Source organism: Candidatus Pelagibacter sp. PS_17, from assembly GCF_059417945.1.
Genome location: NZ_CM182073.1, coordinates 894,582 through 909,823, shown reverse-complemented (window position 1 = coordinate 909,823; position 15,242 = coordinate 894,582). Strand labels below are relative to the sequence as shown.

The 15,242-nt window shown below is 30.9% G+C and carries 13 protein-coding genes; 9 read left to right on the top strand and 4 right to left on the bottom strand.

Features of this window, described 5'->3' with window-relative positions; genetic code table 11:
- The first annotated feature begins 96 nt into the window (after nucleotides 1-96).
- The 7 genes from AC5SML_RS04895 to AC5SML_RS04865 all read left to right on the top strand — a co-directional run bounded on the left by AC5SML_RS04895 (nucleotide 97) and on the right by AC5SML_RS04865 (nucleotide 8,881).
- Nucleotides 97-843: a maleate cis-trans isomerase family protein gene (locus AC5SML_RS04895; protein ID WP_006997944.1), complete on the top strand. Its 747-nt coding sequence runs from the start codon at nucleotides 97-99 to the stop codon at nucleotides 841-843.
- Entirely contained in the window at nucleotides 844-2,010 is a 1,167-nt protein-coding gene (locus AC5SML_RS04890) for a M24 family metallopeptidase (RefSeq protein ID WP_011282320.1), read from the top strand.
- A 58-nt stretch (nucleotides 2,011-2,068) separates the two neighbouring features.
- Nucleotides 2,069-3,157 carry an ABC transporter ATP-binding protein gene (locus AC5SML_RS04885; RefSeq protein ID WP_006997946.1) on the top strand — a complete coding sequence of 363 codons (1,089 nt, stop codon included), beginning with the start codon at nucleotides 2,069-2,071 and terminating at the stop codon, nucleotides 3,155-3,157.
- 134 nt (nucleotides 3,158-3,291) lie between these two features.
- Nucleotides 3,292-4,413 carry an extracellular solute-binding protein gene (locus AC5SML_RS04880; protein WP_494616946.1) on the top strand — a complete coding sequence of 374 codons (1,122 nt, stop codon included), beginning with the start codon at nucleotides 3,292-3,294 and terminating at the stop codon, nucleotides 4,411-4,413.
- An 83-nt stretch (nucleotides 4,414-4,496) separates the two neighbouring features.
- On the top strand, nucleotides 4,497-5,744 hold the full coding sequence (locus tag AC5SML_RS04875) for an ABC transporter permease (RefSeq protein WP_006997948.1): 1,248 nt from the start codon (nucleotides 4,497-4,499) through the stop codon (nucleotides 5,742-5,744).
- 3 nt (nucleotides 5,745-5,747) lie between these two features.
- Complete coding sequence (locus tag AC5SML_RS04870) at nucleotides 5,748-6,602, top strand: ABC transporter permease (RefSeq protein WP_006997949.1); 855 nt, start codon at nucleotides 5,748-5,750, stop codon at nucleotides 6,600-6,602.
- Between the two features lie 56 nt (nucleotides 6,603-6,658).
- Nucleotides 6,659-8,881 (top strand): 3-hydroxyacyl-CoA dehydrogenase/enoyl-CoA hydratase family protein, encoded by a 2,223-nt coding sequence (locus AC5SML_RS04865; RefSeq protein WP_494616944.1) that lies wholly within the window; start codon nucleotides 6,659-6,661, stop codon nucleotides 8,879-8,881.
- On the opposite strand, the gene AC5SML_RS04860 is transcribed toward AC5SML_RS04865, so the two are convergent.
- The 3 genes from AC5SML_RS04860 to AC5SML_RS04850 form a co-directional block, all read right to left on the bottom strand.
- Nucleotides 8,878-10,086: a primosomal protein gene (locus AC5SML_RS04860; protein WP_494616942.1), complete on the bottom strand. Its 1,209-nt coding sequence runs from the start codon at nucleotides 10,084-10,086 to the stop codon at nucleotides 8,878-8,880. The two genes, AC5SML_RS04865 and AC5SML_RS04860, sit on opposite strands and share 4 nt — an antisense overlap.
- Nucleotides 10,087-10,167: 81 nt before the next feature.
- Nucleotides 10,168-10,812, bottom strand: a complete 645-nt coding sequence (locus AC5SML_RS04855) for a peptidylprolyl isomerase (RefSeq protein WP_494616941.1) — start codon at nucleotides 10,810-10,812, stop codon at nucleotides 10,168-10,170.
- On the bottom strand, nucleotides 10,812-11,549 hold the full coding sequence (locus tag AC5SML_RS04850) for a putative zinc-binding metallopeptidase (RefSeq protein ID WP_494616939.1): 738 nt from the start codon (nucleotides 11,547-11,549) through the stop codon (nucleotides 10,812-10,814). The genes AC5SML_RS04855 and AC5SML_RS04850 overlap by 1 nt, the downstream gene beginning before the upstream one ends.
- A gap of 57 nt (nucleotides 11,550-11,606) precedes the next feature.
- Here AC5SML_RS04850 and speB point away from each other — a divergent pair, with 57 nt between their 5' ends.
- Both speB and AC5SML_RS04840 read left to right on the top strand, forming a co-directional pair.
- Nucleotides 11,607-12,572: an agmatinase gene (gene speB / locus AC5SML_RS04845; RefSeq protein ID WP_271499193.1), complete on the top strand. Its 966-nt coding sequence runs from the start codon at nucleotides 11,607-11,609 to the stop codon at nucleotides 12,570-12,572.
- A 14-nt stretch (nucleotides 12,573-12,586) separates the two neighbouring features.
- Nucleotides 12,587-14,023 carry an aldehyde dehydrogenase family protein gene (locus AC5SML_RS04840; protein WP_494587174.1) on the top strand — a complete coding sequence of 479 codons (1,437 nt, stop codon included), beginning with the start codon at nucleotides 12,587-12,589 and terminating at the stop codon, nucleotides 14,021-14,023.
- Nucleotides 14,024-14,044: 21 nt separating this feature from the next.
- Here the strand turns inward: AC5SML_RS04840 and argE are convergent, their stop codons facing one another.
- Nucleotides 14,045-15,235: an acetylornithine deacetylase gene (gene argE / locus AC5SML_RS04835; protein WP_011282310.1), complete on the bottom strand. Its 1,191-nt coding sequence runs from the start codon at nucleotides 15,233-15,235 to the stop codon at nucleotides 14,045-14,047.
- Between the last annotated feature and the right edge of the window lie 7 nt (nucleotides 15,236-15,242).

Sequence of the window (15,242 nt, the reverse complement as noted above, 5' to 3'; positions counted from 1 at the left end):
CTTAGTTAACGACGAGTTATGTACGCTTTTGTTAAACTTTATTTTAACTAGACTCCTTATTCAATATATATTTAATCCAAATATTACAGGTAATTTATGAAATTAAACAAGGTTGAGCCAAAATATATTTCAAAATCGAACCCAAGAATTGGTCTTATAACGCTTGGTAGCGATTTTAGAATTGAAAAGGATTTTAATAATGTGATCTATGGAAGAGATGTAGATCTGTATGTTAATCGAATACATTGTTACAATCCCTTGACCAACGAAACGTTAGCTAAAATGGCAGATGATATTACCGATGTCACTAAAGATATTTTACCAGATCAAAAAATAGATTGTGTTGCTTATGGATGTACATCAGGAACAATTGCAGCAGGTTATGATGTGATTGAAAAAAATGTGAAGTTAGCCAAGCCTGAAGCAAAAGTTACCACCCCAATTACATCTGCTATTAAGGCTTTAAAAGCTTTTAACATTAACAAAGTATCGGTTTTTACCCCTTATACAAAAAGTATAAACGACTCAGTTATAAATTATTTTAATAAAGAAAATATTGCAGTTAATGGATTAACATATTTTGATATTGAGTCTGATTTAGATATTGGAAAAGTAGATGAAGAATATTTATTTGAAGTTTTGTCAAAAATTAATTTAGAAGAAAGTGAGGCATTATTTGTGTCTTGTACGGCATTACCAGTATTATCGATAATCGATAAGCTTGAAAAAAAAATGAATAAAGTCATTTTATCTAGCAATCAAACATTAATTTGGGAAAGTCTAAATGCTATTGGCTATAAAAATAGTATTGAAGGTTTTGGAAAACTATTTAAATTTAACTAAATGAATTTTACAAAAGAAGAATACAAAAATAGATTAAAGAAGGTTCAAAAATCAATGCAAGATAAAGGCATTGATGTATTAATCTCTCAGGATCCATCGAACATGAATTATTTAACAGGTTATGATGCTTGGTCATTCTATTATGCCCAATGTGTCATAGTTCATATTAATGCAGATGAGCCCTTATGTTTTGTTAGAGACCAAGATGCTGGTGGAGCATATATTAAAACTTATTTGAAAGATGAAAATATTATAAAGTATGGTGAAAAATATATTCATAATTGGCCGCTTCACCCTTATGAAGCTTTAACAGATATTATTAAAGAAAGAAAATGGGATAAACTTTCTATTGGAGTTGAAATGGACAGTCATTATTTTACTGCCTACTGTTATGAAAAAATAAAATCAGGTTTACCCAATGCAAAAATTTCAGATTGTGAAAGATTAGTCAACTGGGTTAGAGTTGTAAAATCAGATACTGAAATTAATTTAATGAAAGCTGCATCATTAATAGTTCAAACAGGAATGAAGAAAGCTTTTGAAGTAATCAATCCTGGGGTAAGACAATGTGATGCTGTATCAGAAATACAAGCGGCTCTAATAAAGGGAACTCCTGAGTTTGGTGGAGATTATGCGTCTATTGTTCCAATGCTTCCAACTGGCAAAGGTACATCAGCATCTCATTTAACATGGACAGAAGATAAATTTGTAGAGGGCGAAGCAACAATTATTGAACTTTCAGGTTCTCATAAAAAATACCATTGTCCTATGGCAAGAACAGTGCTTCTTGGAAAAGCTGACCAACTTAAAATTGATACAATGAAAAAAACAAACGAAGCCTTGCAGGCAGGCATTGATGCTATCAAACCAGGAAAAACTGCAGATGATGTGGCTCAGGCATTTTGGAAGGTTCTAGATAAGTACGGTATAGAGAAAACCTCTCGTACTGGATATTCTATCGGAATTGGTTACCCACCTGATTGGGGGGAACACACTTTAAATATATCAAAAGGAGATATGACAATTTTAGAGCCAAATATTACTTTTCATATGATTGCTGTTATGCAATTTGGAAATTGGGGAGTTGAAGCTTCTGAAGCAATAAGAGTTACGGATCAAGGAAGTGAGCTATTTTGTAATTTTTCAAAAGATCTTCACATTAAATAATTAAAATAAAAAAACTTGATAAATAAGCTCACAAATGTTTTAAATCCATTTAGAAAATATGACTAAAAACAAAGAATTTGTAAAATTTGACAATGTAGACAAGAGCTATGATGGCAAAGTATTGGTCGTTAAAGGATTAAATCTAGACATTGAAGAAGGTGAATTTGTAACTATGCTAGGACCCTCTGGTTCTGGTAAAACAACTTGTCTTATGATGCTGGCTGGTTTTGAAACACCAACTCATGGAGAAATTTATTTAGATGGTAAGGTTATTTCAAATATTCCACCTCACAAAAGAGGAATAGGAATGGTATTCCAGAACTATGCTTTATTTCCACACATGACTGTTTATGAAAATTTAGCTTTTCCATTAAGAGTTAGAAAAATTCCAAAAGATGAAGCTGATAAAAAAATAGATAAAGCTTTATCCATGGTTTCACTTCATGGTTTTGAAGCAAGAATGCCGATGCAATTATCAGGTGGACAACAACAGCGTGTTGCTGTTGCAAGATCATTAGTTTTTGATCCACAAGTGGTATTAATGGATGAACCACTTGGAGCATTAGATAAAAATTTAAGAGAAAGCATGCAATATGAAATTAAACATATTCACGAAAGTATTGGTGTAACAGTTGTGTATGTTACACACGATCAAACCGAGGCGTTAACAATGTCAAACCGTATTGCAGTTTTCAATGATGGTAAAGTTCAGCAACTATCAAGTCCTGATGAATTGTATGAAAAACCAGTTAATTCGTTTGTTGCTGAGTTCATTGGAGAAAATAATAAATTTTCAGGTCAAGTTTTAGATATTTCAGGAGATAAATGTAAAGTTAAATTAGAAAATGGCACAGAAATTTTAGCAAATCCAGTTGCTGTTAAAGCAAAAGGGGATAAGACTAAAGTTTCACTAAGACCCGAAAGAGCAATTATAGATCCTACAGATAAAATGGATAATAATCATAAAGGTAAAATTGAAGAAATAATTTATCACGGTGATCACACAAGACTTAGAGTTGACTTACTAGGTAATAAAGAATTCATTCTTAAAGTACCAAATAGTACTGCAAGATTAGACCTTAAAAAGGGTAATGTACTAGATATAGGCTGGAATAGTATTGACTGTAGAGCCTTAGATCCAAAATAATTTAAAAACTATCCTAATAAAATATAAATAAAATAAAGGCAAATTAGCCATAATTGCCTGTTGACTAAAGTATCCTATATTGTTTTACTTTCACTTTATAAAATAACAAACGTTAACGTTAAATAGGAGAGAAAATGAAAAAATTAAGTAAATTATTACTTGCTCTATCTTTTGTACTTTCTATCACGACTTCAGCATTTGCAGTTACTGTAGTGTCTTGGGGTGGTGCTTATACTGAAAGTCAAAAATTAGGGTATGGTGATCCTACTGCTGCTAAATTAGGTATACCTGTAAACTGGGTAGACTACACTGGTGGATTATCAGAGATTAAAGCTCAAAAAGAAGCTGGAAAAATCACTTGGGACATCATTGATGTGTACGCAAAAGACACTATCATTGGATGTGACGAAGGTATTTTCCATGAATTCGATTTTGATAAAGACTTTGCACCTGCTCCAGATGGAACACCTGCAAGTCAGGACTTCTTTACAAGCATGCCTTCAAAATGTGCAGTTGGAAACATTCTGTACTCTTGGAACTATGCTTATAACGATGCAACAATCGGTGCTAAAAAGCCTAACTCATTGAAAGACTTTTTTGATACTAAAAACTTCCCTGGTAAAAGAGCAATTTACAAAGGTGCAATGTCTAACTTAGAGATTGCTATCACTGCAGACGGTGTAAACCCTGGTAAAGGTTCTGACTTAACTTACAGAAAACTTGAAGCAGATGGCGGTATTGATAGAGCTATGAACAAGCTTAAAGCACTTTGTACAGATCCAAATGGTGGATGTGTATTCTGGAATGCTGGAGCTCAACCACCAGAACTACTAGCTAATGGTGAAGTAGTAATGGCAACTGGTTGGAACGGTAGATTCTTTAATGCGCAAATGGAAGGAACTCCACTTGTACAAGTATGGGATGGACAAATTCTTGACTATGAATATTTTGCATTAGTTAAAGATGGTCCAGGTTATGCTGACGGTAGCGCTATGAAAGTACTTAGAGAAATGACTAGCTCAGAAGGTTTAGCTGGAAGTGCTAAGTATATTGCATACGCACCTTGGAGAAAATCTTCAATTGCTGTTATGGAAGCTGGAGAGCCTTGGTTTAAAGATGGTAAAACAAGTATGGTACCACATATGCCAACAGCACCTGCTAACACAAAAAGATACATTCTTATGAACCCTGATTTCTGGGCAGATAATCAAGATGAAATCGGTGAAAAATGGGAAGCAATGAAAGCTGGTCTATAATTTAGTTTTATAGATTAAGTTTTTGTTATAAAATATTAGGGCGGTTATAAAATAACCGCCCTTTTTTTTTAAGAATTTTAAATATGAGTACAGAAAAAATATTATCATCAGACGGGATACCTCTAGAGATAAGCCTAAAAAAAGCTGAGAGAAAAAATAAGCTAAAGGCTTTAATGCTTGTAGGTCCGTTATTTTTATTCCTTATAATTACATACATATTTCCAATAGGAGACATGCTATTTAGAAGTGTAGATGATCGTATGATCACACAAAAATTACCTAACACATTTGCTGCTTTAGAAAAATGGGATGGAAAAGAATTGCCTGATGAAGCAACTTATGAGGCGTTTTATAAAGATTTCTATCCATTGGCTATAAACAAAGAAGCTGGAAAATTATATCAGAGATTAAACTATGAAAAATCTGGTTTTAGTAGTGGATTAAAAAAAACAAATAGAACAATTAAAAAATTTGAAAAAGCTAATTATAAAGAACAATTTATGGCAACCCATAAAATATGGAAAGACGTGGATTATTGGATTGCTTTAAAGAATACTGCTCCAAATTGGTCTTATGCAAAATATCTAAAAGGTCTTGATTTAAAATTTGATCAAGACAGAAATATTATTCAACAAGATGAAGACAGGAGAATTCATAAAATCCTCTGGTTAAGAACTATAAAAGTTGCATTCTGGGTAACTGTATTCTGCTTTTTGCTTGCTTACCCAATTTCACATTTATTGGCCACACTACCAATGAAATATAGTAATTTATTGATGATATGTGTGTTGTTGCCCTTTTGGACATCACTATTAGTTAGAACTTCTAGCTGGATGGTTTTACTTCAACAACAGGGCCCTATAAACGACCTAATTGTTTGGCTAGGTTGGGCTGCTGATGATAATAGACCTGAGTTAATGTATAATGTTGTTGGCACTTTTGTTGCAATGACACAAATTTTATTACCTTTTATGGTTTTGCCACTTTACAGTGTGATGAAAACAATATCTCCAAGCTTAATGAGAGCTGGAAAATCATTAGGTGGAACTCCATTTACTGCATTTAGACAAATTTATTTTCCATTAACAATTCCAGGAATTGGTGCAGGCTGTTTATTAGTTTTTATTTTAGCTATAGGTTACTATATCACTCCAGCATTAGTTGGTGGAGCGAGTGGATCATTGATTAGTAATACGATTGCGTATCATATGAAGAGTTCTTTAGATTGGTCGTTTGCTGCAGCATTAGGTTCTATGCTGTTAGTTGGAGTGTTAACAATCTACTGGATCTATAATAAATTAGTGGGAATTGATAATATTAAACTAGGATAAATTATGGCATTACCAACTTACACATCCTGGAATTATAGAATTTGGCATTATACTTATTTAACAATTTGTGGGTTGGTATTTTTCTTTTTAATAGCACCGCTATTTGTAATTTTACCACTTTCATTTAATGCAGAACAATACATTCACTTTTCCAAGGGAATGATAGCCCTTGACCCAGACGCATTTTCATTAAGATGGTACGAAGACATGATCTATGGGACTAAAAATCCTTGGGGACTTGCGACAAAAAACAGTTTAATAATAGCTTTCTTTGCTACAATTGGATCTACAGTACTTGGAACGGTAGCTGCTCTAGGGTTAAGTAGTAGGCATATGCCATATAAAGCAGCGTTCATGGCTTTATTAATATCTCCAATGATTGTGCCATTAATTATCTCAGGAACAGCAATATTCTTCTTTATGGCAAAAGTAGGTTTAGCTGCAACACATACAGGAATAATTTTATCTCATATTATTTTGGGTACACCGTTTGTAGTTATTACAGTTACAGCAACTTTAACAGGTTTTGATCATAGTGTAACACGTGCTGCATCAAGTTTGGGTAGTAATCCAGTTAATACTTTTATGAAAATAACATTGCCATTAATTTTACCTGGTGTTATTTCTGGTGCATTATTTGCCTTTGTAACTTCATTTGATGAAGTTGTTGTTGTGTTATTCTTAGCAGGACTTGAAAACACTACTATTCCAATTCAAATGTGGGTTGGTCTAAGGGAACAGCTAAGCCCAACAATAATGGCAGTGGCAACTTGTTTAATTATAATGTCCACATTAATTCTTGTTAGCGCAGAACTTTTAAGAAGAAGGTCTGAAAGACTAAGAGGGATTAATAGGTAATTGATTTACTAAGATCATTTTTTTTATTATAAACAATTCTTCAATTTTTAAATATTATGGAAATTAAAAAAGTAGTAGTTATAGGTTCTGGAACTATGGGTAGTGGAATTGCAGCGCATTTGTGTAATGCAAATATTCCAGTTACTTTATTAGATTTAAAAACTGAAATAAGTGAGCAAGCACGGGATAAAATTTACAAATCGAGACCACCACTTTTGTTAGATAAGTCCAAAATAAAAAACATTAAAGTAGGAAACATTTTAGATAATTTTGATGAAGTAAAAGAAGCTGACTGGGTAGTAGAAGCTGTTGTTGAAAGAATAGATATTAAACATGATATCTATAAAAAAATATTCAAAGAAAGAAAAAAAGGTGCGATAGTATCTTCAAACACATCATCTATTCCTATCAAAATATTATCTCAACACTTATCAGAGGAAGAAAAAAAAGATTTTTGTATTACTCACTTTTTTAATCCAGTCAGATACATGGGATTATTAGAGATAGTTAAAAATGAAAATAATGATTTAGATAAAATAAACTCTCTAAAAACTTTTTGTGAAACAGAACTTGGAAAAGGTGCAATTATTTGTAATGACACGCCAGGCTTTTTAGGAAATAGAATAGGTGTTTATGCAATGCAAGTTGCAATGACTGAAGCTTTTAAAATGAAACTTAGCATAGAAGAAGCTGATGCAATTTTTGGAAGACCAATGGGTATACCAAAAACAGGTGTGTTTGGTCTTTATGACTTAATTGGTATTGATTTAATGGCTGATGTTTTAAAAAGTTTTATTAAAGAATTATCAGAAAATGACCCTTTTCAAGTAGTTGCAAAAGAAATTCCTTTAGTAAAAAAATTAATTGAAACAGGATATACCGGTCGAAAAGGCAAGGGCGGATTTTATAGAGTTAATAAAACTGGTGAAGTTAAGGTTATGGAAGCAATTAATCTTGAAACTGGAGAATACTCTGCAAGTAAAAAAATTAATATTAAATCAGACAAAATAGACCTTAAAGAATTAATTTCTAGAGAGGATAAGTATGGTGAGTATGCTTGGTCTGTTATTTCTAAGATTATCAAATATGCTTCTTCTTTAGTTCCATCAATTACAAAAGATTTCAATGATATTGATGAAGCAATGAGATTAGGTTTTAATTGGACTAAAGGTCCATTTGAAATGTTAGAAGAAATCGGAGTTGAAACTTTTTTTGGTAAGATTGATGACGTTAAAGGAAATGCTTTTTTAGAAAATTTATCTAAAAATAGAAATCAAGATTTTTATGGATCTAGACAAAAATACACTGACATTGAAACGTTTGGAAAAGCTAAAAAGAAAGCATTAAGTGTAGATGGAAACAGTTCAGCACAGATATATAGATTTAATGATTATAATATTGTTGAGTTTACCACTAAAGCAAATGCTCTAGATTACGATTCAATGGATGCTTTAAAAAAAGCCACAGACAAACCTTTGATTATAATAAATGAAAGCATGCAGTTTTCTGCTGGAGTAAACTTGAGTTATACAATGGATTTTGCGAACAAAAATGATTTTAAATCCATAGAAAAATTTATTAGATATTTTCAAGAAACCTGCAAACATCTTAAGTATTCTAATCACCCGGTGATATCTGCACCATCAGGTTTAACTCTTGGAGGTGGATTTGAAGTAATGGTCCAAAGTAATTTTGTTGCTTCACATACAAATATTGTAGTTGGATTAGTGGAAACAATAGTTGGACTGATACCAGCTGGAGGTGGATGTAAGGAAATGTTAGCAAGATGGCTTGATACAGATGAGGCTAAAAAAGATCCTCATTATGCACCACTTAAAGTATTTGATATTATTGGTTATGGAAAAACAGCAACTTCACCAATTGAGGCAGAACCATTAAAATACTTAAGACCAGAAGATAAAAAAATAATGAATAGAAATAGTTTACTAGAAGTTTCAAAAAAAATCTTAGACGACAATAAAGAATTTAAAACTCCAACAGAGACTGAATTTAAACTACCAGGAAAAGAAATTTTAATAGAAATGAATAAAATTATAGAAAATCTTTATAATGAAAAAATAATTCGTGATCACGGTGTTACTGTTGCAAAAGAACTGGCTCATGTTTTGAGTGGAGGAGATACAACTATAGATAAAACTTTATCAGAAGATGATTTATTTAAATTAGAATTAGATGCTTTCATGAGATTAATAGAGACAAAAGAAACTCAAGACCGTATTAAACACACACTAGCAACAGGAAAGCCTTTAATTAACTAATATCTATCATCTTCTTCTTTCTTTACCTCGTTTTCTAATATTTCTTCTTTTTTTTCTTCTATTACTTCTTCTTTTTTAAATTCTATTATCTTTTCACTTTGTTCTTTTTCTTTAATTAATTGGTCATTAAACTTTTTAATCAATTCTTCTTCTTTTGCTATTTGCTCCTCATCAAATTTCCTTTCCCACTCTTTTATTCTCTCTTCTTCATCTTTAATTCTTTTTTCTTCGAGAATTCTAGCTTGAATTATTTTTTGTTCTCTTAAATTTTCTAATCTTATTTTTTCTTCTTTTAGTTGTAATTCTTCCTGGATTTTTCTTTGATTGAGTTCATTTAATCTTAATTCGTTAAGTTCTTCTATTTCTAATTGTTCTTTTAGTCTAAGTTGTTTTTCTTTTTCTCTTAACTCATCAGCTTCTTTTAATATTTTTATTTCTTTTTCTCTTATTCTTTCAATTTCAATTTTTTTGATACTTTGTTCAATTTCTTCAAGTTTTTGTTTTTGATAATTTAATTTATGTTCTTCTTCAATTAACTTTTGCATATTTTTTTTTTGTTTATCAATCTCAATATTTTTTAATCTTTCTTCTTCATCTTTTATTTTCTGTTTAGCTTCACGGGCTTTTTGTTTCTCAAGAGCCATTAATTTATCATTTTCAATTTTAGCTTTTTGTTGCTCTTGTCTTATTCTTTGCTTTTCAAAAAATTCTAATTTTAGTTTTTCTTCTTTTAATTTTAAATCATCTTGTCTTACTTTTTCCTCTTCTTCATCTCTTAGTTTTTGCTCTTCAGCTTTAATTCTTTGAGACTCAAGTTTAATTTTTTTTCTTTCAATCTGCTGCTGTTGTTTTATAATTTTTTCTTTCAGTTTTTCTTCATTAGCTATTCTTTGTTTTTCTTCCTTTATTAGATTTAATTCATTTTGTTTAATTAACCTTATTTCTTCTTTTTTTTGTTTTTCTTGTTCTAACTTTTCTTTTTTTAATTCTTTAATTTTTTCTTCTTTTATTAATTTAATTCTACGCAGTTCTTTTTGTTTAGCTCTTTCTTTGAAATTATTGTATTTTTCTATTAGTGAAGATGATGTGAAATTTGTTATTTTTTCTATATTAATCTTTTTTAAAATTTTTAAGGGTTGTTCAATTAATTTTTTTTTACTTAAATTAATTTTTTTCCTAATTGTATTTTTTAGGACATTTTTCACAAACGTATCTCATCAATTTTTAATTAATAATAATAGTCGTAGAGTGACTAAAATGGGTTCAACTTGAAATTTTATTCATTGTTAATTAAGCATTTTAAATGAATTAATAAAATCTGGTCTTAATATATACTCTGAGCGTTTATCAGATTTTATCTTTTTCAATGCTTCGAAACCATAAAGAACTTTTCCAACAGGTGTATATTCACCTTCAAATAATGGTTCATCCTGTAGGATTATAAAAAATTGACTGTCTTCAGTATCATTCTTAAATGTTCGAGCTAACCCGACACTACCTATGGTATAATTAAACTCATTATCAATTTCTGATTTAATTGTACCTAAACCTGATTTTCCAGTTCCAATTTTTCCATAATCTAAATTTCCTTTTTTTCCAAACTCTAGGTCACCAGCCTGGATAAGTTTATTTTCGATTACTCTATGAAAAGCAATATTTTCATAAGCGTTAGATCTAATTAAAGTTACAAATCTTTGAACTGCATTAGGTGAAATGTTAGGATAAAGTTCTATAATTACATTTCCACAAGGTACATTTAAAATTGCAATATTATTTGGATTCTTAAAAGTAATATTCTTTGGATCAATATTTTTAACAAATAAACATTTATTTTTAATTATAAAATATGTGAAGAAAGTTGTGATAGCTATTAGGATTAAAAAAATAAAAATAAGTTTTTCTGATTTAGAAGCTTTAATTTTTTTTATCATTAGAAAGTAAAAGAATTATCTATTTCTTTTACTTTATTTTCAATATATGAAATTTTATTATTTAAAATAGGATCTAATTTACGAATTTGATTAATTTCTTTTTTCTCTAAGAAGATCATATGCGAATAAACTTCTGCCATATCTTCTGAGGCTGTTGATTTAGAGTATTCTGTAAAAAACCCATCAGTCTCTTGATATTTTTCTAAAGATATATTCTTTGTGCATGTAGAGCATTCAGCGTATTTAAATTCAAAATTATTAAATTTAGCCCATTCTTCTTCATTAAAAATATTTTTGTGCTGAAGATGCATTACATGAAAAACTTCATGATGAATTACTCTTTCAAAATATTTCTCATTAAATTTGATATCTAGTATTAATGTTTTCATTATATTATCTGGAATACCAGCTGTATATAGTTCTGAGATAGATAAATTTTCACACATTACAATATATTTGAGATTAATTTTTTTTAGATAGTCATAAGAGTATCTATTAAGATTTTTATGAATAATCTTATATTTTAATTCTAAATCTTTCTTATTCGGATTTGAACAAACAATGTTTTTTTGAGTGCCTAGTTGGAAGGGTCTTGCTGCATAAAAATATCTAAGTTTATTTTTGGTATTTATTTCATAAATCTCTAAGTTAGGTATCTTAATTAAATTATAAATAGTATTTGCTTTTAGGGGTGTACTTAAAAAAATTAATAGTAAAATAGCTCTTATTAAGTTCATAATTTTAAAGATAGAAGATATTCCATTCTTAAAGAATGTGGTACATTTTATTTATAAATGAAAAAAGAAAGAAACAAAAATCCAGTACAACCAATAAGTGGAACTAAAGTTCCAAGATTTGCTGGGCCATCTACATTTGCGAGATTACCAGAATTAAGAGATGTTGAGAGTTGTGACGTAGCAATTGTTGGAATTCCATTTGATGCAGGCACCAGTTATAGACCTGGTGCGAGATTTGGACCCATGAGTATTAGACAGGCATCAAGACATTTAAGAACTAATTATCATCCAAGTTACGATGTTGAGCCATTTAAAGTTCAGCAAGTTGCTGATGCAGGCGACATCACATGTAACCCATTTAACATTGATGAAGCCATCAAACAAATAGAAGAGGGGGCTACGGAACTTTTAAATAAAGTAGGTGGCATTATTAGTTTAGGAGGTGATCACACAATTGCTCTTCCTTTGCTAAGAGCTATTAATAAAATGAATAATGGGCCAGTTGCTTTAGTACATTTTGATGCTCACCTAGATACATGGGACACATATTTTGGAGCGCCCTATACTCATGGAACTCCTTTTAGAAGAGCAAGAGAAGAAAATTTATTTTTAGATGATGCTTCAATGCATGTTGGGATTAGAGGTCCTCTTTACAGTAGAGATGATATTAAAAATGATGAAGAGTTTGGTTTTAAAATCATTCACTGTGATGAATTTCAAACACAAGGTACAGATAAAATTGCTGAAAGAATAAGAAAAAGAGTTGGGAACAATCCACTTTATTTATCTATTGACATAGATGTTTTGGATCCTGCTTTTGCACCAGGAACGGGTACACCCGAAATTGCAGGAATGACTACAAGAGAAATGGTTAATGTTATAAGAGGCCTTTCAGGTTTAAATTTAATTTCTGCGGATGTAGTTGAAGTGTCTCCAGCATATGACCATGCAGAAGTTACATCTTTAGCAGCAGCTACAATTGTTTATGAATTAACTAATTTGTTTGCAAAAGTTAAAAGATAATATAATTTTTAGAAATGCTAGATAAAAAAAAATTTTATATAAATGGAGAATGGGTTTCTCCAAAAAAATCAAATGATTTCAAAGTAATTGACCCTTCAACTGAAGAGGAATGCGCAGTTATATCTTTAGCTGGAGTTGATGATGTAAATGATGCTGTAAGTGCTGCAACTAGAGCATTTGAAACTTGGGCCTTTTCCACTAAAGAAGAAAGATTAAAGTATTTAGAAGCCCTTTATGAAGTTTATAAAAAAAGATGGAATGATATGGCTGAGGCAATCTCACTTGAAATGGGATCGCCGATAGATTTTTCAACACAATTACAAGCGGGAACTGGAGCTAGCCACATAAAATCCTATATAAAAGTTTTAAAAGAATACACATTTGAAGCAAAATTAGGAGAACATGCTCTTAATAATAATATTTTGCATGAACCAAAAGGAGTTTGTGCATTAATTACTCCATGGAATTGGCCAATGAATCAGGTTTGCTTGAAAGTGATTCCTGCTATAGCAGCTGGATGTACAATGGTTCTTAAACCATCTGAGATAGCTCCATTATCATCAATAATTTTAGCAGAAATGATTGACGAAATTAAACTACCAAAAGGCGTTTTTAATCTTATTAACGGAGATGGTGCTGTTGCTGGTAATGCACTTACTAGTCATCCAGATGTAAACATGGTTTCATTTACAGGATCAACTAGAGCAGGTGCTTTAATTTCTCAAAATGCTGCAAGTGATTTTAAAAGAATTAGTCTTGAACTTGGAGGGAAAGGTGCAAATATCATATTTAAAGATGCTGACGCTGAAGCAGTTGAAAGAGGTGCTTTAAGATGTTTTAGAAATTCAGGGCAATCATGTAATGCTCCAACAAGAATGTTAGTTGAAAAATCAATCTATGCAGATGCAGTGGAAAGAGTTAAAAATTTTGCTAACTCAATGAAAGTTGATGTTGCAACAAAAAATGGTGATCATATTGGTCCTGTTGTTTCAAAAACTCAATTTGAAAAAATTCAAACATTAATACAGATTGGAATTGACGAAGGTGCAAAATTAGTTGCTGGTGGAACAGGCAAACCAGATGGCCTTGATAAAGGTTATTTTGTTAAACCTACAGCATTTGCGGATGTTAATAACCAAATGCAGATTGCAAGAACAGAAATATTTGGTCCTGTTTTGTCAATTATACCTTTTGAAACTGAAGAAGAAGCTATTGCTATAGCTAATGACACTCCGTATGGATTATTAAATTTTATTCAAACTCAAGATCAAGAAAAAGCGAATAGAGTTGCTAGAAAATTAAGATCAGGAATGGTCGATATTAATGGTGCAGGCTTAGCTCCTGATGCCCCTTTTGGTGGATACAAACATTCAGGTATTGGCCGTGAAGCTGGTAAATTAGGTTTAGAAGAATATTTAGAAGTTAAGGTAGTTAGTGGTTGGAACGATTAATTTAACTAAATTAACAATTTGTTAATTTATTACAGATTTTTCTTTAATGCCATCAAGCAAGCTTAAACATTTTTTAAGCTCATCAAGAATTATAAATTCATCAATTTTGTGAGCTTGCTCAATCGAGCCTGGTCCACACACAACTGTGCTTATTCCTATTTCTTGAAATAAACCAGCTTCAGTTCCAAATGACACAACTTCTCTTGTGTTGTCTCCTGTTAAACTTGAAACTAGTTCACAAGCATTCGATTTTTCATCTCTATCAAAACCAGTGACTTCACCAATAATTTTTTTTTTAATTGATGCGTTAGGAAAAACTTTTTTCATATCTGGTAAAAGTATTTCATTTGCATATTTATCTATTTTTGCATTTAAAAAAACACCATCTTCTTTGACGACAGGTCTTGTTTCCCAATTCACATGACATTTATCCGCTATTACATTGTGTGCTATACCGCCAAAAATCCCTCCAATTGATAAAGTAGAGTGAGGAGGGTCAAAAATAGAGTCTTTAGGTGATCTTTCTTTTAATTCTTCTCTTAATTCAATTAGTTTATTCACATATCTTGATGCGTATTCAACAGCACTAACTCCCTTGTGTGGAGCAGAACTATGACCTGCTAAACCCTCAAAATAAGTTGTGTATTCGTAGCATCCTTTGTGTGCATCTATTATTTTCATATTAGTAGGCTCACCAATTATACAAATTCCATCTTTAACTCCTCTTTTTTTTAACTCTTCAATTAAAATTGGAGCCCCTATACAGGCAGTTTCTTCATCAAACGTATATGAGAAATGAATATCTCTATCCAAATTAGCTTTTGCATAAATAGGAGCAAAAGCTAATGTGCAAGCTATAAAACCTTTCATATCACAAGAACCTCTACCAAAAAGTTTGTCATCTTTTATTGTTGCAACAAATGGATCGGTACTCCATCCCTTAGAAACTGGAACAACATCAGTATGACCTGATAAAATTATAGGTTTTTTATTACTAGGTTTCTTTGCTTTAAGTGTAGCAAAAAGATTAACTCTTTTTTTTTCATCGTCAAAAGTTTTAAATGAAGTAGCACCTAGTTTGTTTAGAATTTCATCACAATAGTTAATTAATGAACTATTGTCTTCTCCAGATATAGTTTTGAAACTAATTAAATCAGTTAAGATTTTAACAGAGTTGTTGAATAATTGATCTGAACTATTTTCTGTACTCATAATATAG

Coding starts and splice junctions, on each gene's coding strand:
- AC5SML_RS04875 (WP_006997948.1), top strand. CDS start 4,497: ATGAGTACAGAAAAAATATTATCATCAGACGGGATACCTCTAGAGATA.
- argE (WP_011282310.1), bottom strand. CDS start 15,235: ATGAGTACAGAAAATAGTTCAGATCAATTATTCAACAACTCTGTTAAA.
- speB (WP_271499193.1), top strand. CDS start 11,607: ATGAAAAAAGAAAGAAACAAAAATCCAGTACAACCAATAAGTGGAACT.
- AC5SML_RS04850 (WP_494616939.1), bottom strand. CDS start 11,549: ATGAACTTAATAAGAGCTATTTTACTATTAATTTTTTTAAGTACACCC.
- AC5SML_RS04840 (WP_494587174.1), top strand. CDS start 12,587: ATGCTAGATAAAAAAAAATTTTATATAAATGGAGAATGGGTTTCTCCA.
- AC5SML_RS04865 (WP_494616944.1), top strand. CDS start 6,659: ATGGAAATTAAAAAAGTAGTAGTTATAGGTTCTGGAACTATGGGTAGT.
- AC5SML_RS04890 (WP_011282320.1), top strand. CDS start 844: ATGAATTTTACAAAAGAAGAATACAAAAATAGATTAAAGAAGGTTCAA.
- AC5SML_RS04870 (WP_006997949.1), top strand. CDS start 5,748: ATGGCATTACCAACTTACACATCCTGGAATTATAGAATTTGGCATTAT.
- AC5SML_RS04880 (WP_494616946.1), top strand. CDS start 3,292: ATGAAAAAATTAAGTAAATTATTACTTGCTCTATCTTTTGTACTTTCT.
- AC5SML_RS04885 (WP_006997946.1), top strand. CDS start 2,069: ATGACTAAAAACAAAGAATTTGTAAAATTTGACAATGTAGACAAGAGC.
- AC5SML_RS04855 (WP_494616941.1), bottom strand. CDS start 10,812: ATGATAAAAAAAATTAAAGCTTCTAAATCAGAAAAACTTATTTTTATT.
- AC5SML_RS04895 (WP_006997944.1), top strand. CDS start 97: ATGAAATTAAACAAGGTTGAGCCAAAATATATTTCAAAATCGAACCCA.